The organism is Streptomyces sp. NPDC001717 (assembly GCF_042892775.1).
GTDB lineage: Bacteria > Actinomycetota > Actinomycetes > Streptomycetales > Streptomycetaceae > Streptomyces.
In genome coordinates this window covers 433,026-452,484 of the sequence record NZ_JBIAUK010000001.1, presented here as the reverse complement: position 1 = coordinate 452,484, position 19,459 = coordinate 433,026, and the positions used below count along the sequence as shown (strand labels likewise).

General features: G+C 72.1%; 19 protein-coding genes and 1 riboswitch. Of the genes, 6 read left to right on the top strand and 13 right to left on the bottom strand.

The annotated features are described in order from the left end of the window. Position 1 precedes the first annotated feature (1 nt). Complete coding sequence (locus ACFYZL_RS02290) at positions 2-436, top strand: thiol-disulfide oxidoreductase DCC family protein (protein WP_384744637.1); 435 nt, start codon at positions 2-4, stop codon at positions 434-436. A gap of 11 nt (positions 437-447) precedes the next feature. Further along, on the top strand, positions 448-1,200 hold the full coding sequence (locus tag ACFYZL_RS02285) for a TetR/AcrR family transcriptional regulator (protein WP_384744636.1): 753 nt from the start codon (positions 448-450) through the stop codon (positions 1,198-1,200). 96 nt (positions 1,201-1,296) lie between these two features. Here the strand turns inward: ACFYZL_RS02285 and ACFYZL_RS02280 are convergent, their stop codons facing one another. The 3 genes from ACFYZL_RS02280 to ACFYZL_RS02270 all read right to left on the bottom strand — a co-directional run bounded on the left by ACFYZL_RS02280 (position 1,297) and on the right by ACFYZL_RS02270 (position 4,749). After that, entirely contained in the window at positions 1,297-2,853 is a 1,557-nt protein-coding gene (locus ACFYZL_RS02280; protein WP_384744634.1) for an ABC transporter substrate-binding protein, read from the bottom strand. Between the two features lie 139 nt (positions 2,854-2,992). Continuing rightward, a complete protein-coding gene (locus tag ACFYZL_RS02275; protein ID WP_388675316.1) occupies positions 2,993-4,480 on the bottom strand; it encodes a metallophosphoesterase in 1,488 nt (495 codons plus the stop codon). After that, positions 4,477-4,749, bottom strand: a complete 273-nt coding sequence (locus ACFYZL_RS02270; protein ID WP_384758733.1) for an SCO4848 family membrane protein — start codon at positions 4,747-4,749, stop codon at positions 4,477-4,479. Before ACFYZL_RS02270 ends, ACFYZL_RS02275 begins: the two co-directional genes overlap by 4 nt. Positions 4,750-4,870: 121 nt before the next feature. Between ACFYZL_RS02270 and ACFYZL_RS02265 the strand changes: the two genes are divergently transcribed. After that, positions 4,871-6,115, top strand: a complete 1,245-nt coding sequence (locus ACFYZL_RS02265; protein WP_384758730.1) for a D-alanyl-D-alanine carboxypeptidase family protein — start codon at positions 4,871-4,873, stop codon at positions 6,113-6,115. Here the strand turns inward: ACFYZL_RS02265 and ACFYZL_RS02260 are convergent. From ACFYZL_RS02260 to glyA, 4 genes are all read right to left on the bottom strand, one after another. After that, on the bottom strand, positions 6,063-6,995 hold the full coding sequence (locus ACFYZL_RS02260) for a YihY/virulence factor BrkB family protein (protein ID WP_388675311.1): 933 nt from the start codon (positions 6,993-6,995) through the stop codon (positions 6,063-6,065). The two genes, ACFYZL_RS02265 and ACFYZL_RS02260, sit on opposite strands and share 53 nt — an antisense overlap. 169 nt (positions 6,996-7,164) lie before the next feature. Then, positions 7,165-7,758, bottom strand: a complete 594-nt coding sequence (locus ACFYZL_RS02255; protein ID WP_384758725.1) for a 2'-5' RNA ligase family protein — start codon at positions 7,756-7,758, stop codon at positions 7,165-7,167. 104 nt (positions 7,759-7,862) lie between these two features. Next, positions 7,863-8,876 (bottom strand): tryptophan--tRNA ligase, encoded by a 1,014-nt coding sequence (gene trpS / locus ACFYZL_RS02250; protein ID WP_384758723.1) that lies wholly within the window; start codon positions 8,874-8,876, stop codon positions 7,863-7,865. Positions 8,877-9,365: 489 nt separating this feature from the next. Further along, complete coding sequence (gene glyA, locus ACFYZL_RS02245; RefSeq protein ID WP_384758500.1) at positions 9,366-10,637, bottom strand: serine hydroxymethyltransferase; 1,272 nt, start codon at positions 10,635-10,637, stop codon at positions 9,366-9,368. 35 nt (positions 10,638-10,672) lie between these two features. After that, positions 10,673-10,763, bottom strand: a riboswitch (ZMP/ZTP riboswitch). Positions 10,764-10,872: 109 nt separating this feature from the next. Between glyA and rocD the strand changes: the two genes are divergently transcribed. Then, positions 10,873-12,078: an ornithine--oxo-acid transaminase gene (gene rocD / locus ACFYZL_RS02240; RefSeq protein WP_388675306.1), complete on the top strand. Its 1,206-nt coding sequence runs from the start codon at positions 10,873-10,875 to the stop codon at positions 12,076-12,078. 77 nt (positions 12,079-12,155) lie between these two features. Here the strand turns inward: rocD and ACFYZL_RS02235 are convergent, their stop codons facing one another. Both ACFYZL_RS02235 and ACFYZL_RS02230 read right to left on the bottom strand, forming a co-directional pair. Then, entirely contained in the window at positions 12,156-13,352 is a 1,197-nt protein-coding gene (locus ACFYZL_RS02235) for a glutathionylspermidine synthase family protein (RefSeq protein WP_384758506.1), read from the bottom strand. A 19-nt stretch (positions 13,353-13,371) separates the two neighbouring features. After that, positions 13,372-13,674, bottom strand: a complete 303-nt coding sequence (locus ACFYZL_RS02230; protein ID WP_384758508.1) for a hypothetical protein — start codon at positions 13,672-13,674, stop codon at positions 13,372-13,374. A 117-nt stretch (positions 13,675-13,791) separates the two neighbouring features. Between ACFYZL_RS02230 and ACFYZL_RS02225 the strand changes: the two genes are divergently transcribed. After that, a complete protein-coding gene (locus ACFYZL_RS02225; RefSeq protein WP_384758511.1) occupies positions 13,792-14,628 on the top strand; it encodes a hypothetical protein in 837 nt (278 codons plus the stop codon). 213 nt (positions 14,629-14,841) lie between these two features. Here ACFYZL_RS02225 and ACFYZL_RS02220 read toward each other — a convergent pair whose 3' ends face one another. Next, positions 14,842-16,254 carry a PLP-dependent aminotransferase family protein gene (locus tag ACFYZL_RS02220; RefSeq protein WP_388675301.1) on the bottom strand — a complete coding sequence of 471 codons (1,413 nt, stop codon included), beginning with the start codon at positions 16,252-16,254 and terminating at the stop codon, positions 14,842-14,844. 47 nt (positions 16,255-16,301) lie between these two features. On the opposite strand from ACFYZL_RS02220, the gene ACFYZL_RS02215 reads away from it, so the two are divergent. Then, positions 16,302-16,793: a carboxymuconolactone decarboxylase family protein gene (locus ACFYZL_RS02215; RefSeq protein WP_384757682.1), complete on the top strand. Its 492-nt coding sequence runs from the start codon at positions 16,302-16,304 to the stop codon at positions 16,791-16,793. 121 nt (positions 16,794-16,914) lie between these two features. On the opposite strand, the gene ACFYZL_RS02210 is transcribed toward ACFYZL_RS02215, so the two are convergent. The 3 genes from ACFYZL_RS02210 to ACFYZL_RS02200 all read right to left on the bottom strand — a co-directional run bounded on the left by ACFYZL_RS02210 (position 16,915) and on the right by ACFYZL_RS02200 (position 19,428). Beyond that, positions 16,915-17,904 (bottom strand): malate dehydrogenase, encoded by a 990-nt coding sequence (locus ACFYZL_RS02210; RefSeq protein ID WP_384757685.1) that lies wholly within the window; start codon positions 17,902-17,904, stop codon positions 16,915-16,917. A 242-nt stretch (positions 17,905-18,146) separates the two neighbouring features. Further along, a complete protein-coding gene (locus tag ACFYZL_RS02205; RefSeq protein ID WP_384757688.1) occupies positions 18,147-18,578 on the bottom strand; it encodes a DUF3017 domain-containing protein in 432 nt (143 codons plus the stop codon). Beyond that, positions 18,568-19,428: a bifunctional methylenetetrahydrofolate dehydrogenase/methenyltetrahydrofolate cyclohydrolase gene (locus ACFYZL_RS02200; RefSeq protein WP_384596208.1), complete on the bottom strand. Its 861-nt coding sequence runs from the start codon at positions 19,426-19,428 to the stop codon at positions 18,568-18,570. The genes ACFYZL_RS02205 and ACFYZL_RS02200 overlap by 11 nt, the downstream gene beginning before the upstream one ends. Between the last annotated feature and the right edge of the window lie 31 nt (positions 19,429-19,459).

Sequence of the window (19,459 nt, the reverse complement as noted above, 5' to 3'; positions counted from 1 at the left end):
GGTGGCCGCGCCGGGGGTGGTCCGCCACCTGACCGTGCTCTACGACGCCGACTGCCCCCTCTGCGTGCACATCCGGCACTGGCTGCTCGGGCAGCACTGGCTGGTGCCGCTCCGGCTCGTCCCCGCCGCGTCCGCCGCGGCGCGGCAGCGGTACCCGGAGCTCGACCACGCCTCCACGCTCCGCGAGATCACCGTCGTCGGCGACTCGGGCCAGGTGTGGACCGGTACGGACGCCTTCATCGTCTGCCTGTGGGCGCTCTCCGAGCACCGGCCCCGGGCCAACTGGCTGGCCACCCCGGCCGGCCGGCCCTTCGCCCGGGCCGCCATGTACACGGCCTCGGCATGGCGCCAGGCGGTACGGACCGAGGGGGGTGCGGGCGCCGATGCGGAGTCCGAGGGACCGGCCTGTGACGACCACTGTCCCGTCCCCCGATAGGCTCATCCACCGTGACTGATCAGAAGGCTCCCAAGAGCGAGCAGACCCGCACGCTCATCCTCGAAACCGCGCTCCGGCTCTTCCAGGAGCGCGGCTTCGACAAGACGACGATGCGGGGTATCGCGAAGGAGGCCGGCGTCTCGGTCGGCAACGCCTATTACTACTTCGAATCGAAGGAACACCTGGTCCAGGGGTTCTACGACCGGATCGGCGCCGCACACCAGGCGGCGGTCCGGCCCATCCTGGACAACGAGACCGATCTGCAGAAGCGGATCGCGGGCGTACTGACGACCTGGCTGGACATCGCGGCCCCGTACCACGAGTTCGCCTCGCAGTTCTTCAAGAACGCGGCGGACCCCGAGAGTCCGCTCAGCCCCTTCTCGCCGGAGTCGGAGCCCGCGCGGCAGGCCTGCATCGACATACACCGCGAGGTGCTGGCGGGCGCGAAGACCAAGGTGCCGGCCGAACTGGCCGACGTACTGCCGGAGCTGATGTGGCTCTCGCAGATGGGCCTGGTCCTCTACTGGGTCTTCGACCGTTCACCGGACAGCGAGAAGACCCGGCGGCTCGCCGACCGGGGCGCGCATCTGACCACGCGGGGCATCATCCTCGCCCGGTTCCGGGTGCTGCGGCCGCTGGTGCGGGAACTCCATGAGCTGTTCGCCGACTTCCTGCCCGGCATGGCCGAGACGGCGACGGCGAAGGCCCGCAAGAAGTCCTCGGCCCCGGCTCGGGACGCGGAGCCGGACCCGTCGGACGCCTGATGCCGGGTGCCTGATGCCCGACGTCCGGCGTCGTGCATCCGGCGCCCCACGGCAGGCGTCCCACGGCAGGCGTCCGACGGCGGGCGTTCGGCCGGCCTACAGCCAGTCCAGCTCCCACAGGCGCCAGACCCCGGTGCCGTCGGAGAGGTTCTGGGCGCCGGCCACGGCGTCGCGGGACATCACGTAGTCCTTCTTCTGCCAGATCGGCACCATCGGGGCCTGCTGGGCGACGAGCTTCTGCAGCTCGCGGAAGTCACCCGCGGCCGCGCCCCGGTCCGAGTAGGACTGCGTACGGGTGATCAGCTCGTCCACGTGCTTGTCCGCGAAGCCGCTGTTCATGGAGGAGTCGGCGCCGACGAGCGGGGCGAGGAAGTTGTCCGCGTCCGGGAAGTCGGCGATCCAGCCGATGGTGTAGGCGTCGAACTCCCCCGCCGCGTAGCCCTTCTGGAAGTCGGCCCACTTCTCGATGGGCTTGACCGTCACCTGGAAGAGGCCGGTGGCCTCCATCTGCCGCTTGATCTCCTCGGCCTCGGGGACGTTCGCGCCCTTCGCGTTGACCCCGAGGGAGAGGTTGACGGGAGTGGCGATCCCCGCGTCCTTCAGGATCTTCTTCGAGGTCGCACCGTTGGCCGACGGGTAAAGGTCGAAGAACGGGGTGCTGTGGCTCGCGATGCCCGCCGGGACGAGGGAGTACAACGGCGTGACGGTACCCGAGAAGACGTCACTGGCCAGCTTCGGCCGGTCGAGGGCGGCGGCGACGGCCTGGCGCACGGCGACCGGCGCCGCGGCCGAGCCGGGACGGACGTTGAAGACCACGGAACGGGTCTCGGTGCCGCCGGAGGCCTCGTAGCGGGTGTCCTTCATGCCCGGGTTGAGGCCCGCGAGCACGGCCGGCGGCATCTCCCGGTGGGCCACCTCGATCTCGTGGTCGTTCCAGGCCTTGTCGAGCTGCGCCGAGCCCTCGTAGTACCGGACGGTGACGGCGGTCTGGGCCGGCTTGGCCTGGCCCGCGTACGACTCGTTGGGCTCCAGCTCGGCCCTGGTGCCGGCCTTGTACTCGCCGAGCTTGTACGGGCCGGAGCCGTCGACCTTCGCGTCCTCGCGCAGCGCCTTCGCCGGGTACTTGTCCTTGTCGACGATCGAGGCGGCACCCGTCGCGATCTTGAAGGGGAAGGTGGCGTCCCCCGTTGCCAGGTTGAAGGTGACGGTGCGGCCCTCGGCCTTGACCGACTCCAGCGTGTTGAAGAGCGGGGCCGGGCCCTGGTCGGAGTTGATCGCCTTGATCCGGTCGAAGGAGTGCTTGACGTCCTCGGCGGTGATCTGGCGCCCGTTGGAGAACTTCAGGTCCGAACGCAGCTCGCACTGGTAGGTGGTGAGCTTCTGCCCGATGAACTGGCAGGAGGAGGCCGCGTCCGGCACGGGGGTGGCGGAGCCGGGCTTGATGGTGAGCAGCGACTGGTAGACGTTGCTGAACAGGGCCCAGGAACCGGCGTCGTACGCCCCGGCGGGGTCGAGGGAGGAGACGACGTCACTGGTACCGACCCGGATGGGGCCCCGGCTCTTGCCCTCCCAGGGCACCAGCTGCCAGGCCCCCACCCCGACGACGCCGAGGACCACCCCGGCAATGACGACCTTCGACCCGACAGACGGCATCCCGCTAACCCCACCCCTGTACCGGAGACAGCACCCCACTGTCCGATTACCGGATACCGGCCATCCCATCACGGAATTTCGGCCACCGGAAGGCAGGTGTGTGGTCGATCAGACGCGGGTCGCTGCCGGTTGGGGCGGGTCAGGCCTGGTATGAGGCGAGTTCGACGACTGTGATGTCGGACGGCGCACCGACCCGGACCGGCGGCCCCCAGGCCCCGGCCCCGCGGGACACGTAGAGCTGGGTGTCCCCGTAGCGCTCCAGTCCGGCCACGGTGGGATTGGCGAGCTCCGCAAGGTAGTTGCCGGGCCAGAGCTGACCGCCGTGGGTGTGGCCGGAGAGCTGGAGGTCGACGCCGTGCCGGACGGCGTCGTGGATGACCACCGGCTGGTGGGCGAGGAGCACGGCGGTACGGGTCCGGTCGCGGTCGCCGAGGGCCGCCCCGAAGTCGGGACCCTCGCCCTCGCTCTCGCCCGCGATGTCGTTCACGCCGGCGAGGTCGAAGTACGGCAGGGCGCGACGGGCGTTCTCGAGCGGGGTGAGGCCGAGTTCGCGGACGTGGTCGACCCACTGGCGGGCGCCGGAGAAGTACTCGTGGTTGCCGGTGACGAAGTACGAACCGTGCCGCGCGACGAGCCCGCGCAGCGGCTCGGCGGCGGGCCCGAGGTCGTGGACGTCGCCGTCGACGAGGTCGCCGACGACGGCGATCAGGTCGGGCTGGGTGCGGTTGACGGTGTCGACGATGCGCTGGGTGTGGGCGCGGCCGAGGATCGGCCCGAGGTGGACGTCGCTGACGACCGCGATCCGGAAGCCGTGCGCCGCGCGGGGCAGTTTGGCCAGGGGGACCCGGACCCGCTTGACGCTCGGTCCGCGCAGCACTCCGTACGCCCCGTTCGCGACCGTCCCGAGGGCCACGGCGGCGGCGGCCCCGCCGATCGTCCGCGCGACGAACCGCCGCCGGGTCTGCAGCCCGGCTTCTCGGGCCGGCCCGACGGCCGCGGGCGCACCGCCTTCGGCGTGCCCCGGCGGGGGTGCGGCTGCGCCCCCGTGCCCGCCCGCCTCGTCGGCTTCGGCGGCGGCCACCGGCCGCCCCGCTGCCGGACCGTCGGTGCCGGGGTGCTCCGCCGTACGAGTGGCCGGGCCCGCCGGGGCGGCCGCCCGGGCCGTGCCCGCGGTGGGCCCGGCCGACGCGGAGGCGGCCGGTCGGCCGGGCGCGCCGGCGCCGGCGGCAGGGGCGTCATCCAGCCCCGCCGGCGTTCGAGGCGCGGGGTGCGGGGCGGCGCCCCGTGCCTCCCCGGTGGGAGGCCGCTGGGCCAGTCGGCGGAGCAACAGCGCGCGGATCGGCTCCGCGACCAGCATCGTCAGGCTCAGGTACAGGAGCACCGCGAGCCACAGGAACCCCGGCCAGGCCACCGCCTGCTGGACCGGGAAGGGTGCCCCGCCGCGGCCCGTGGTCAGGGCGGCCACAGACAGGAGGGGCAGGGCGATGAACAGGACCGTACCGACCCGCCGGGGCAGGCCGCCGGGGACGGTGGTGTCGCGCACCAGCCGGATCCAGAGCCAGCGGTGGACGAACACCAGCAGGGCGAGGACCGCCAGGGCGATCAGCGCGAAGATCACGATCTTCATGCGGAGTGGTCCTCGTCCGTGCCCGTGCGTGATGCGCGCCGCAGCGCGAGGACCGCGCGCAACCCGATCACACCGACGGCCGTCCCCAGGAGAAAGGACGTCACCGCGAGCGTCAGGTGCACCCAGAAGTAGGCCGTGGGGTCACCCGCCGCATCGAACGCCAGCCCACTGCCGTTCTTCCACAGGTTCCGGACGAAAGACACCCAGATGAACCAGCTCCAGACGCCGAAGGCGAGCAGGAACCAGGAGGCGGTACGGCTGAGTTTCATGCCCTCAGTATCGGATTCTTCCCCAGGACGGACGCGCCGGGGTGGGCTGTCCCGGGGGAGGTTGCGGCGACTTGGCCGGTCCGCGACGGTGATGAGCTCATCGGGATGTACTTTCACCTGCGTGTCCGCCAAGAAGACCGCGTTGACGGTCCTTATCCCCGCGCTGCTCGTCCCCTCGGTGCTGATGGCCCCCGCGCACGCCGCGCCGTCGCCGCCGGCCGACGGGAAGGGCGGGACCGGCAAGGCGCCGCAGGCCGCGGCGCCGCCCGCGTCGATGTCCACGGTCGGCGGGACGCTGCTGGGCCAGCCGGGGGTCCAGGTCAACCTGCTGCCCGGGGCGCCCGCGCTGCCCACGAGCCTCACGGGCAAGTCCTGGATCGTGGCGGACGCCGAGTCCGGGGAGGTCCTCGCGGCGAACAACGCGCACTGGCGGCTCCCTCCGGCCTCCACGATGAAGATGCTCTTCGCGGACACCCTGCTGCCGGGTCTGCCCAAGGACCAGGTCCACAAGGTCACCGACAAGGACATGGAGGGCGTGGGCCCCGGCAGCAGTCTGGTCGGGGTGAAGGAGGACCACGAGTACAGCGTCCACGACCTGTGGCTCGGGGTGTTCCTGCGGTCGGGGAACGACGCCGTGCACGTGCTTTCGGCCATGAACGGCGGCATCGAGAAGACCGTCAAGGACATGCAGGCGCACGCCGAGGAACTGCAGGCGCTGGACACCCACGTCGTGTCCCCCGACGGTTACGACGCCCCCGACCAGGTGTCGAGCGCGTACGACCTCACGCTCATCGCCCGCTCCGGGCTGCAGAAGCAGGACTTCCGCGAGTACTGCGGCACGGCCGAGGCCAAGTTCCCCGGCAGGCAGGAGCCCGGGAAGCCGCGCGAGTACTTCGAGATCCAGAACACCAACCGACTGATGACGGGCGCCGGCGGCATCTCCCCCTACAAGGGCATCGCCGGGGTGAAGAACGGGAACACCACGATGGCCGGCGCCACCTTCACCGGGGCCGCCCAGCAGGGCTCGCGCAAGCTGCTGGTCACGGTGATGAACCCGGGCTCCGGCGGGGCGAACTCGGTGTACGAGGAGACCGCCGCGCTCTTCGACTGGGGTTTCGCGGCGGCCGGGAAGGTCAAGCCGGTGGGTGAGCTGGTGCCGCCGAAGAGCGCGGACACCTCGCCGCACGGTTCCCCGGCCCAGTCGCACGATCACGACCCGGCGGCTGCCGGTGGGGACTCCTCGGGCGGCATCGGCACCGCGCTGGGCGTGGCGGGCGGGGTGATCGCCCTCTTGGCGGGCGGCGCGTACGTCGTCAACCGGCGCTGGCCGCGGGGTCGTCGCGGGAGGGGCGAGGATCTGGTGTAGCGGCGGCGGCTTCGTCGCCGTCGCCGGCCTCGTCGTCCCGGGTGGCGGTCCAGGCGGCGCAGTACAGCAGCAGCTTCGCCGTGAAGTTGATCCAGAGCAGCAGGGCGATCGGCGTGCCGAAGGCCCCGTACATGCTCTTCGCGGCGACCCCCCGCATATAGCCGCTGAGCAGCAGCTTCAGCAGCTCGAAGCCGACCGCGCCGATCAGGGCCGCCTGGATCAGGCGGCCGCGCGGCGGCTCGACCCCGGGCAGCAGCGTCAGGAGGTAGAGCAGCAGCAGGAAGGCGGCCACGACACCGACGCCGAACGCGGCGGCGCGCAGCAGGCCGCCGCCCGCGCCCTGCTGCGGGATGCCGAGCCACTCCGCGGACCTGCCGACCGCGCTGGCCCCGAAGATCGAGGCCGCGGCGGAGGCCAGACCCACGGCGCCGAGGCCGATGAGGACGAGTCCGTCCTTGCCCTTGCGCAGGACCGGGTTGCCCTCGTCCTCGTCGTCCTTGTCCCACACCGCGCGCAGGCAGTCCCGCATCGCGCCCACCCAGCCGATGCCGGTGAAGAGGAGGATCACGCCGGCGACGAGACCGACCGTGCCGGCGTTCGCGACGAGCCCTTCGATGTCGAGCTGGTCCGAGATCCCGGGGACCTGTTGGGCGAGGTTCTTCTCCAGCCGGTCCAACTGCTCCGGGCTGAGCAGCGCGGCGCCGATCGCGGCGGCCATGGTGATCAGGGGGAAGAGCGCGAGGAAGCTGATGAAGGTGATGGCCGCGGCGAGTCTGGTCCAGTGGGCGCGGTCGAGCCGTTCGTACGAACGCCACGCGTGGGTCCGCATCAGATGGGCCACAAGCGGCCCGATCACCGGGAGTTTCGTCAGCCAGTCCATGACGTCACCGTAATTGGCCTGCCGGAAATAGTCGGGATTGCCGGTTTCGGGTACTACGGTCGTCGATTGTGACTTTTCGCCCGACGACTCATCCGTTCCACACCCTGGTCCTACGGAAGCTGCGATTCGGCGCCCGGCTCACCGTCCGGCTGGGCCGGCGGCCGCTCGGTCAGGAAGGACGTACGGTCGCCCGGGCCGCTTCGGCGGGCGCGCCCGGCTGCGCCGGGACCCCCGTCGGGCCCGTGCCGAAAGGGTATTCACGCAGCTTGCGCCAGACCCCGTCGGAGCCCTGCTCGTAGAGCGCGAAACCCTCGCAGAGCCACTCGGCCGCGTAGTCGGCGAGCGTCGCGAACGCGAGGTCCATCGCCTCCTCGGAGATCCCGTGGGCGACGGTGACGTGCGGGTGGTACGGGAAGGCCAGCTCGCGGTCGAGCGGGCCCTGCGGATCGCGGACCTCGCTCTGGAGACGGGTGCAGCCCGCGCCGCCCTCCACGACCTGGACGAAGACGACCGGCGAGAGCGGCCGGAAGGTCCCCGTGCCGGCCAGCCGCATCCGGAAACCCCGGAAGGCCTCCGCGACCTCGGCCAGGTGGGCCCGGATCGCGGGCAGCCGCTCGGCCTCCACCTCGGTGGGCGGCACGAGGGTGACATGCGTGGGAATACCGTGCGCGGCGACGTCCCCGAAGCCGGCGCGCAGCTCCTGGAGCCGGCTGCCGTACGGCTCCGGGACCGCGATCGAAACGCCGAGCGTTACGGTCCCCACGTATGTCTCCTCCGTCGTCGAATTGCGTGCTGTCGCCCCAGTGTGGGGGCAGCACCCCCTGAACCGCCAGGGCCCTCTTCCGCGAGCGCCCGGGTCGGCGCCCTTCAGTGCTTGGCGGGCAGGAAACCGATCCGGTCGTAGGCCTGCGCGAGGGTCTCGGCGGCGACCGCCCGGGCCTTCTCCGCACCCTTGGCCAGGATGGAGTCCAGCGTCTCCGGGTCGTCCAGGTACTCCTGGGTGCGCTGCCTGAACGGAGTGACGAAGTCGACCATCACGCCGGCCAGGTCCGTCTTCAGCGCGCCGTAGCCCTTGCCCTCGTACTTCGCCTCCAGCTCGGGGATGGTCTCGCCCGTGAGGGTGGAGTAGATCGTGAGCAGGTTGCTGACACCGGGCTTCTTCTCGGTGTCGAAGCGGATCTCGGTCTCGGTGTCGGTGACCGCGCTCTTGACCTTCTTCTCGGTGGCCTTGGGCTCGTCGAGGAGGTTGATCAGACCCTTGGGGGACGACGCCGACTTCGACATCTTGATCGACGGGTCCTGGAGGTCGTAGATCTTCGCGGTCTCCTTGACGATGTGCGCGGCAGGGAGGGTGAAGGTCCGGCCGAAGCGCTGGTTGAAGCGCTCCGCGAGGTCGCGGGTCAGCTCGACGTGCTGGCGCTGGTCCTCGCCCACGGGGACGGAGTGCGCCTGGTAGAGCAGGATGTCGGCGACCTGGAGGATCGGGTAGGTGAACAGGCCGACGCTGGCGCTGCCGACCCCGCCCTTGGCGGACTTGTCCTTGAACTGGGTCATCCGGCTGGCCTCGCCGAAGCCGGTGATGCAGTTCATGACCCAGGCGAGCTGCGCGTGCTCGGGCACGTGGCTCTGGACGAAGAGCGTGCAGCGCTCGGGGTCCAGGCCGGCGGCGAGGAGCTGCGCGGCGGAGAGGCGCGTGTTCGCGCGCAGGGCCGCCGGGTCCTGCGGCATGGTGATCGCGTGCAGGTCGACGACCATGTAGAAGGCGTCGTGCGTCTCCTGCAGGGCGACGTACTGGCGGATGGCTCCGAGGTAGTTCCCGAGGTGGAACGAACCGGAGGTGGGCTGGATGCCGGAGAGCGCGCGAGGACGATCAGAAGCCATGGCTTCATTCTCTCAGGTGCGCGGGCGGGCTCGGGCCCGCCGGTGTCCGGAACCTTGTGCGGCCGCCGGGCCTCGGGACGCCGGGGCCCGGCCGGCTGCCGGATCCGGTACCGGTACCGACCGGTAGCCCGGTGGCCGGATCCCGCCCCTGCCGAGCGACCGCTTTCCGGGGCGGGGGCCGGCCGCTGCGCGGGGATGCCTGGGCTCCGCCCAGACCCGCGCCTCAAACGCCGGCGGGGCTGGATTTTCGGCTGAGCACCGCTTTCGGGCACTGCCCGGCGGCCAAGACGCCAGGGCGAATCCAGCCCCGCCGGCGTTTGAGGCGCGGGTGCGGAGCGCCGTGTTCGAGGCCGCACCCGACGGCTCGGGGCAGCCGAAATCAGCCTCGCCGGCGTTTGAGGCGCGGGGGCTCGGGGGCGGAGCCCCCACAGCGGCGGGGCGGGCGATCGCGGACGCGTCCAGCCCCGCCGGCCATTGAGGCGCGGACCGTCAGGCCAGGGGGAGGCCCGGGGCCGGGTACGCGGACATGAGGGAGGTGACCTCCGCGCGCACCGCGGCAAGGGCCGCCTCGTCGGACTTGGCCGCGGCGTCCACGGCCCGGGAGATCCAGTCCGCGACCACCGGCATGTGCTCGACCCCGAGGCCGCGGGACGTCAGCGACGGCGTGCCGATCCGGATCCCCGAGGGGTCGAACGGCTTGCGCGTGTCGAAGGGGACGGTGTTGTAGTTGACCACGATGCCCGCCCGGTCCAGCGCCTTCGCCGCCACCTTCCCCGGCACCTCCCGCGAGGTGAGGTCCATCAGGATCAGGTGGTTGTCGGTGCCGCCGGAGACCAGGTCGAAGCCCCGCTCCAGCAGCGCCTCCGCCAGCGCCTTCGCGTTGGCGACGACCGCGTGGGCGTACGCCGTGAAGGACGGCTGCGCCGCCTCGTGGAGGGCGACCGCGATGCCGGCCGTCGTCTGGTTGTGCGGGCCACCCTGCAGGCCCGGGAAGACCGCCTTGTCGATGGCCTTCGCGTGCTCCTCCCGGCACATCAGCATCGCGCCGCGCGGACCGCGCAGGGTCTTGTGCGTGGTCGTGGAGATCACGTCGACGTGCCCCGCCGGGGACGGGTGCGCGCCGCCCGCGATCAGGCCCGCGATGTGCGCCACGTCGGCGACCAGGATCGAGCCCGCCTCCTCGGCGATCGACGCGAAGGCCTCGAAGTCGATCGTGCGCGGCAGCGCGGTGCCGCCGCAGAAGAGGATCTTCGGCCGCTCGGCGAGGGCCAGCTCGCGCACCGCGTCGTAGTCGATGCGCCCGTCGTCCGCGCGCACGCCGTACTGGACGCCGCGGAACCACGAGCCCGTCGCCGAGACGCCCCAGCCGTGCGTCAGGTGCCCGCCCATCGGCAGGGCCATGCCCATCACCGTGTCGCCGGGCTTCGCGAAGGCCAGGTACACGGCCAGGTTCGCCGGGGAGCCGGAGTACGGCTGCACGTTCGCGTGGTCCACGCCGAACAGGCCCTTGGCGCGCTCGACGGCGAGGGCCTCGACGCGGTCGATGTTCTGCTGGCCCTCGTAGTAGCGGCGGCCCGGGTAGCCCTCGCTGTACTTGTTCTGCAGCACGGTGCCGGAGGCTTCGAGGACGGCCGCCGAGACGTAGTTCTCGCTCGGGATCAGGCGCAGCGTCTCGGCCTGCAGGGTCTCCTCCGCCGCGACGAAGGACGCCAGCTCGGGGTCGGTCGCGAGAAGGGCGGGATGACGGTGGTTCGCGCTCATGGCGGCTCCTCCGGGGTCGATTTCGTGTCTCGTCCCCGCGAGGCCCAGGCGAGCGGCCCTGATAGCGGTCGTGCGCGCACGACTCCCCCGGAGTTGGTTCTCCGTACGCCAGTCGCCGTGCGTACCGCCCACCATAGCGGGCGCGCCACGAGAAAGGTTTCTCCGCCCGGTATACGAGCGAGGATGGAAAGTGACGCCACCCTCGTCACAGGCCTGACGGACGATCGGAGACCCCGTGTCGACAACTGCTGATGCCATCCGTTCCGCCGACGCGCACAGCGCGCACAACTACCATCCGCTGCCCGTCGTCGTCGCCTCCGCGGAAGGCGCGTGGATGACCGACGTGGAGGGCCGCCGCTACCTCGACATGCTCGCCGGCTATTCGGCGCTCAACTTCGGGCACGGACACCGCCGGCTGCTCGACGCCGCCCACGCGCAGCTGGAGCGGGTCACGCTCACCTCGCGCGCCTTCCACCACGCCCGGTTCGCCGATTTCTGCACCGAACTCGCCGCGCTGTGCGGCAAGGACATGGTGCTGCCGATGAACACGGGCGCGGAGGCCGTGGAGACGGCCGTGAAGACCGCGCGCAAGTGGGGTTATGAGGTCAAGGGCGTCCCGGACGGGCACGCCAAGATCGTGGTCGCGGCCGACAACTTCCACGGCCGGACCACCACCATCGTCTCGTTCTCCACGGACCACGAAGCCCGCGACCACTTCGGCCCCTACACCCCCGGCTTCGAGATCGTCCCGTACGGAGACCTCACCGCGCTCGCGCACGCCGTCACCGAGAACACCGTCGCCGTGCTGCTGGAGCCGATCCAGGGCGAGGCGGGGGTGCTGGTGCCGCCCCCCGGTTACCTCCGGGGCGTACGGGACCTGACGCGCGAGCGGAACGTCCTGTTCATGGCGGACGAGATCCAGTCGGGCCTCGGCCGGACCGGCAGGACCTTCGCCTGCGAGCACGAGGACGTCGTCCCGGACGTGTACGTCCTGGGGAAGGCGCTCGGCGGCGGCGTGGTGCCGGTCTCGGCCGTCGTCGCCGACCGGGACGTGCTCGGGGTGTTCAAGCCGGGCGAGCACGGCTCCACCTTCGGCGGGAACCCGCTCGCCTGCGCCGTCGCCCTGGAGGTGATCGCGATGCTGCGCACCGGCGAGTACCAGCAGCGCGCCGCCGAGCTGGGCGACCACTTGCACCGGGAGCTGAACCTGCTGGTCGGGGGCGGCGCGGTGACCGCCGTGCGCGGGCGCGGGCTGTGGGCGGGCGTCGACATCGACCCCTCGCGCGGGACGGGCCGGGACATCTCCGAGAAGCTGATGGAGCTGGGGGTGCTGGTGAAGGACACCCACGGGTCGACGATCCGCATCGCGCCGCCGCTGGTGATCGGCAAGGAGGACCTGGACTGGGGTCTCGACCAGCTCAGGGCGGTGCTGTCCGCGTAGCCGCCCGGCACTCGCGGGACCGGAGGGCGGGGCCGCCGGGCTCCGCCGGCCGGGAGGCCCGCCGGGCCGGGCCCGCCCTAAAGGATCACGTGCGGCAGGAAGCGGGCGTACTCGTCCGTGACCGGCCCCGCGGATTCGCGGATGCCGAGCCCCGCCGCCTCGTCCTCGACGACCCACGCGCCGAGCACCACCCGGTTGCCGTCGAAGTCCGGCAGCGGGGCCAGGCCCTGGAAGCAGTACCGCTCGCCCTCCTCCGGGGTGAACGGCTCCCCGTCGCCGCCCGCCTCGTGGAGGGTGACGCCGGCGCCCTCGCGGCCCAGCAACGGCTTCGCCACGTAACCGGTGGTGTCGGCGAGCTCGCGCGGACCGTCGAGGTAGGCGGGCAGCAGGTTCGGGTGCTCCGGGAAGAGCTCCCAGAGGATCGCGAGCAGCGCCTTGTTGGAGAGCAGCATCTTCCACAGCGGCTCGATCCAGCAGGTGGTGCCGCTGCCGCCGCCGAGGTCGTAGGTCCCGAGGACCTGCGGGCCGAACTCGTCCGCGGCCAGCCACTCCCACGGGTAGAGCTTGAAGCAGCCGCGTATGAAGCGGAGCTTGTCGTCCACGAACCGGCCGGTGAGGCTGTCCCAGCCGATCTGCTCGACGGACAGGGCGTGGGTCTCGATGCCCGCCTGCTCCGCGGTCTCCTGGAGGTAGGCGACCGTCATCAGGTCCTCGCCGAGCTCGTCGGTCTCGGAGTGCGCGAAGTGCAGCACTCCGGGAGGCAGCAGCTCGGCCTGCCGGCGCCAGGCGTCGACGAGGCGTTCGTGGAGGGAGTTCCACTGGTCGGCGCCGGGGAACCGCTCCTCCATCCAGAACCACTGCGGACTCGCCGCCTCCACGAGGGAGGTAGGGGTGTCCGCGTTGTACTCCAGCAGCTTCGCGGGGCTGCCGGAGCCGTCGTAGCGCAGGTCGAATCGGCCGTAGAGGGAGGGCTGTTCGGCGCGCCGCCGCCAGGAGTCGGCGACGAGCGCGGCGAGCTTCGGGTCGGTGATGCCGAGGTCGGCGAAGCGGTCGTGGTCGACGATGTGCGCGGCCGCCGCCAGGCACATGGCGTGCAGCTCCTCGACGACGTTCTCCAGGGCCTCCACTTCGGGGAGGGAGAAGGAGTAGTACGCGCTCTCGTCCCAGTAAGGGCGCAGGGAGTCGTCGGGGTAGCGGGTCAGGGGGTAGATCAGCCCCTGCTCCTCGACGGTCTTCTGCCAGTCGGGGCGGGGCTCGATGGTGTGCCGCTTCATGTGCCTGGTTCCGTGTTCCTCAGCCGCCGCTGGAGCCGGAGCTGCTGTGTCCGCCGATGCCGCCGCGGGTGACGGCGGACTTGTCGAAGCTGCCGCCGGAGACCTTGCCGGAGGAGACGTAACCGCCGTAGTAGTACGAGCCGCGGCCGCCGCTCTTGCACTCCTTGCTGTTGAGGTGCTCCAGCGTCGAGCGGGACGCGCAGCGCTTGTCCGGCTCGTCGCTGCTGCCGCAGGCCACGAGGGTCGCGGCGAGGAGGCCCATGCCGCCGAGGGCGACCGCGCCGGAGCGCATGCGGCGCCGGTTCGTGTTGCTGCTGTCCATGTCTGCTGCTCCCCCTGGGACCCTGCGTACGTCGGGACAGCGTAGAGCGGTGCCCCCGGGCGATGGAATCCGGCCGTCGCAGAAACCGTGACCTAGAGTCAGTTCGTGCTGATTGGGATGGTTTGTGCGCTCGGGGCGGCGGTCTGCTTCGGTACGGCGTCCGTACTGCAGGCGATGGCGGCCCGGGCCGCGGAGCCCGGGACGGGCTCCGGGGTGGACCCGGCGCTGCTGCTGCGGGCGGCCCGCCAGTGGCGGTACCTGGCCGGCCTCGGCCTGGACGCGGCCGGGTTCGTGCTCCAGATCATCGCGCTGCGCCACGTCCCGATCTACACGGTGGGGGCCGCGCTGGCGGCGAGCCTCGCCGTGACGGCGGTGGCCGCCTCGCGCCTGCTGAAGGTGCGGCTGTCGCGTACGGAGTGGGCCGCGGTGGGGGTGGTGTGCGCGGGGCTGCTGATGCTGGGGCTGGCCTCCGGGGAGGAGGGCTCCGGGGAGGGGTCCCTGGCCCTCAAGCTGGGGCTGCTGGGGGTGTCGGTGATGGTGCCGGCCGTGGGCGCGGCGGCCGGGCGGCTCCCGGACGGGCCGCGGGCCCTGGTCCTGGGCCTGGCCTCGGGGACGGGCTTCGGGGTGGTGGAGGTGTCGGTGCGGCTCATCGACTCCTTCTCGCTGCGGGAGCTGCTGAACCCGGCGCTGTACGCCCTCCTGCTGGGCGGCGGCGCGGCGTTCCTCCTCCTCACCTCGGCACTGGCGCGCGGCTCGGTGACGGCGGCGACGGCCGGGATGGTGCTGGGCGAGACGATCGGTCCGGCGGTGGTGGGCGTGGCCTGGCTCGGCGACCGCACCCGCGAGGGGCTGACGTGGCTCGCGGTGCTGGGCTTCGCCGTGGCCCTTGCGGGCTCCCTGGCCCTGGCCCGCTTCGGCGAGCCCCCGGCCCCGGCGGACCCGGCCCCGGCGTGAACCGGGGGTGCCGTGCCGCTGCGCGGAGCCGCAGCCCGCCGGGACGCGCCGCCACCGCTGCGCGGAGCCTTCCCCCACCCCGCCCCTTCCCGAACCGGGGCTCAAACGCCGGCGGGGCTGGACTTGCCCGGGCCTGGCGGACGGCATCGGCCACATCCAGCCCCGCCGGCGTTTGAGGCGCGGGGGTTCGGGGGCAGCGGCGCCGCACCCTCCCTACGGCAGCACCGCGGACAGGGCTGCCAGCGCCGGGCCCCACGCGCTGTCCGACGGGGTCCCGTATCCGACGACCACCGCCGGCCGCGGCGGGAGGTCCGCCTCCGGGTGGCGGTGGCGGGACAGGCCGTCCAGCGCCAGGTCGTGCCAGGCCGCCGACTGGATCACCGAGCGTTCCGTCGTCCCCTCCGGGAGGTCCAGCACGGCGTGCAGTCCCGCCGCGATCCCGGACACCCCGACCCGGTCGGCCACCACCGCCACCAGCTCGTCCCGCCGCCGCCGGTACCGCAGTCGCATCCCGCGCACGTGCCGGTCGTACGCCCCCGAGGTGATGAACTCCGCGAGCGTGAGCTGCTCCAGCGCGCTGGAGGTCCAGTCGGTCACGCCCTTGACGGCCAGGACCTCGTCCACCAGCCCCGGCGGGACCACCAGCCACCCGATCCGCAGCCCCGGCGCGAGGGACTTGCTGGCCGTGCCCAGGTAGACGACCCGGTCCGGGTCCAGTCCCTGGAGCGCCCCCACCGGCTGGCGGTCGTAGCGGAACTCGCCGTCGTAGTCGTCCTCCAGGATCAGCCCGCCCGTGGTCCGGGCCCAGTCCACGGCGGCCGCCCGCCGGGCCGGGGTCAGCGCGACGCCGGTCGGGAACTGGTGCGCGGGGGTCAGCAGCACCGCGCCCACGCCGGGTCCGCCCGCGCCGAGTTCACCCGTACGGGCCCCCTCCGCGTCCACGCCCAGCGGACGCGTCCGCAGGCCCGCCTTCACCAACAGCTCCCGGTGGATGTCCAGCCCGTACCCCTCCACCGCCACCTCCCGCACCCGCCGCGCCCGCAACGCCGCCGCCAGCAGGGTCAGCCCGTGCACGAACCCGGCGCACAGCACGATCCGTTCGGGGTCCGCGTACACCCCGCGCGCCCGCGCCAGGTACCCGGCGAGGGCTTCCCGCAGTTCGATCCGGCCGCGCACCTCGACCGCGTAACCGAAGGCCTCGTTCGGCGCGTTGGTGAGCGCGCGCCGGGCCGCCGAGAGCCAGGCCGCGCGCGGGAAGCCGCTCAGGTCCGGGGAACCGGGCTGGAGGTCGTGCGAGGGCCCGCCGCGCAGGGGGCGACGGGCCCGGCCGGCGCCGGCGGCCGCGGTCCGGCGCGGCCGGGCCCGTTCGGCGACCCTGGTCCCGGAGCCCTGGCGGGCCGTCAGCCAGCCCTCGGCGACGAGCTCGGCGTACGCCTCCGCGACCGTGTTCCGCGCGATGCCCAGGTCTACGGCGAGCGACCGCGAGGACGGCAGGCGCGTCCCGGCCGCCAGCCGTCCGCTGCGCGCGGCCTCGCGCAGCGCCTCGGTGAGCCCGGCCCGCAGGCCGCGCCCGGCGGAGAGGTCCAGATGCAGGTCGGCACCGAAAATGGCCCACGAATCCGTCATGGATATGGACCATATCCATGGGCCGCCCCAACCCTAGGGTTGATCACATGACCGAGACACAGAACGCACACGAGCACACCCCGCGCATGCAGATGGCCAAGGTCGCCCCCGAGGTCTACAAGGCCGTCCTGGCCCTGGAGATCGCCTCCAAGAAGGGCCTCGACCCGGCCTTGGTCGAACTCGTGAAGATCCGAGCCTCGCAGATCAACCACTGCGCCTTCTGCATCGACATGCACACCAAGGACGCCATCGCGGCGGGCGAGAGCGTCGAACGCATCGTGCTGCTGCCCGCGTGGCAGGAGTCGCGGCACTTCTACACCGAGAAGGAGCTCGCCGCGATCGAGCTCACCGAGGCCGTCACCGTGCTGACCGACGGCTTCGTGCCCGACGAGGTGTACGAGAAGGCGGCCAAGCGGTTCGAGGAGAAGGAGCTGGCCCAGCTGATCGCCGTCATCGCGACGATCAACGTCTGGAACCGCATCGGGGTCACCACGCGCCTGACGCCGGGCCACTACAAGCCGGGCATGTACAAGGCCTGACGCGGCGGTCCGGTGCCGTACGGGGGTTCGCACCGGGACCCGGCCGCGAACGCACGGAACGCCCCGGCGGGCAGACCCGCCGGGGCGTTCCGGTGAAGCGATCCGGTGGAGCGATCCGGGATCAGATCAGGCCGAGCTCGCGCACCGCGTCGCGCTCCTCGACGAGCTCCGCCACGGAGGCGTCGATGCGCTTGCGGGAGAACTCGTTGATGTCCAGACCCTGGACGATCTCGTACTTGCCGTCCTTGGTGGTGACGGGGAAGGAGGAGATGATGCCCTCCGGGACGCCGTAGGAGCCGTCCGACGGGATGCCCATCGAGGTCCAGTCGCCCGCGGCGGTGCCGTTGACCCAGGTGTGCACGTGGTCGATGGCGGCGTTGGCGGCCGAGGCGGCCGAGGAGGCGCCACGGGCGTCGATGATCGCGGCGCCGCGCTTGGCGACGGTCGGGATGAAGGTGTCGGCCAGCCACACCTGGTCGTTCACGACCTCGGCGGCGTTCTTGCCGGCGATCTCCGCGTGGAAGATGTCGGGGTACTGGGTCGCCGAGTGGTTGCCCCAGATGGTGAGGCGCTTGATGTCGGTGACGTCGGAGCCGGTCTTCTGGGCCAGCTGCGTGATCGCGCGGTTGTGGTCCAGGCGGGTCATCGCGGTGAAGCGCTCGGCCGGGACGTCCGGAGCGGCGGCCTGCGCGATGAGCGCGTTGGTGTTGGCCGGGTTGCCCACGACCAGGACCTTGATGTCGTCCGCGGCGTTCGCGTTGATCGCGGCGCCCTGCGGCTTGAAGATGCCACCGTTGGCGGAGAGCAGGTCACCGCGCTCCATGCCCTTGGTGCGCGGGCGGGCGCCCACGAGGAGGGCGACGTTGGCGCCGGCGAAGCCCTGGTTCGGGTCGTCGAAGATGTCGATGCCCTTGAGGAGCGGGAAGGCGCAGTCGTCGAGCTCCATGGCGGTGCCCTCGGCGGCCTTCATGCCCTGGGGGATCTCCAGGAGGCGGAGCTTGACCGGCACGTCCGCGCCGAGCAGGTGGCCGGACGCGATGCGGAAGAGCAGCGCGTAGCCGATCTGGCCGGCGGCGCCGGTGACGGTGACATTCACGGGAGTGCGGGTCATGGCCTTCTCCGTTAGACAGCTGGCGGTTGGGGCGTCCCGCCCCATGTGCTGGAGGACGCCGCTTCCCAGTGAATCTTGATGTGAAGAGACATCCGCGGTCAGGCTATCCGACCTTGGAGCGGCTCGATCCCCCGGTCCCTGTGGTGCATGGCACACGGACCGGAGGGTTCGAAGGCGGGAGGGTGGTTTCCGCCCTGCATCTCGACCCTTTCGGGCTATTGCCGGGCCTCCCTTCGGGGGTCTCAGCGCACGGTGAAGCGGACCGCGTCCTCCAGGAACGGGAGCTCCAGCACCGGCTTGGGTTCTATGACCAGCGCGAGCAGCGTGATCGCCACGCCCAGCAGCCCGTACGTGACCATGTCCGTGAAGCGGGAGCGCACCGCGAGCATCCCCACCGAGGGCAGCAGCCGCCGCATGGCCGAGGCCGCGATGAGGGCGATGCCGATCACCAGGGTGCCGATGCGCGGATGCCCCAGCGCCGTGGCCAGCAGCCCGACCGCCGTCGCGGTGAGCACGCTGAGCATCGGCCACTGCCGCGCGGGCGTGGAGACGGCGCCGGGCACGGCCCGGCCGCTGCCCTCGGGGCGGGCGGTGTCCAGCGTGACGGAGGGGAAGCGGCGGGAGCCGGGCGGGCGTTCCGTGCCCGCCTGCTCGGCGTCGGATTCAGCCTGCACTGGTGCTCCGTTCCGCCGCCTCGACGACGTTGACCAGCAGCTGGGCGCGGGTCATGGGGCCGACACCGCCCGGGTTCGGGGAGATCCAGGCCGCCACCTCGGCGACGCCCGGGTGCACGTCGCCGACGATCTTCCCGTTCTCGTCGCGGCTGACGCCCACGTCGAGCACGGCCGCGCCCGGCTTCACGTCCTCGGGCTTGACCAGGTGCGGGACACCGGCGGCCGCGACGACGATGTCGGCCTGGCGCAGCAGCCCGGACAGGTCGCGCGTACCGGTGTGGCAGAGCGTCACGGTGGCGTTCTCGGACTTGCGGGTCAGCAGCAGGCCGATGGAGCGCCCGACGGTGATGCCGCGGCCGAGGACCACGACGTGGGCGCCGTTGATCTCGACGTCGTGGTGGCGCAGCAGCTCGACGATGCCGTACGGGGTGCACGGCAGCGGGCCCGGCTCGTTCAGCACCAGCCGGCCCAGCGACATGGGGTGCAGGCCGTCCGCGTCCTTGAGCGGGTCCATCAGCTCCAGGACCCGGTTGGTGTCGATGCCCTTGGGGAGCGGGAGTTGGACGATGTAGCCCGTGCACTCCGGGTTGTCGTTGAGCTCCCGTACGACCGCCTCGATGTCCTCCTGGGAGGCCGTCGCGGGCAGTTCGCGCTGGATGGAGGCGATGCCCACCTCGGCGCAGTCCTTGTGCTTGCCGTTGACGTACCAGCGGCTGCCCGGATCGTCGCCGACCAGCAGGGTGCCGAGGCCGGGGGTCGTGCCCCGGGCCTTCAGGGCCGCCACGCGGGCGGTCAGTTCGGACTTGATCGCGGCCGCTGTGGCCTTGCCATCGAGAATCTGGGCGGTCATGCACCCATCCTCCCGGATGGAGTGCCCCCGG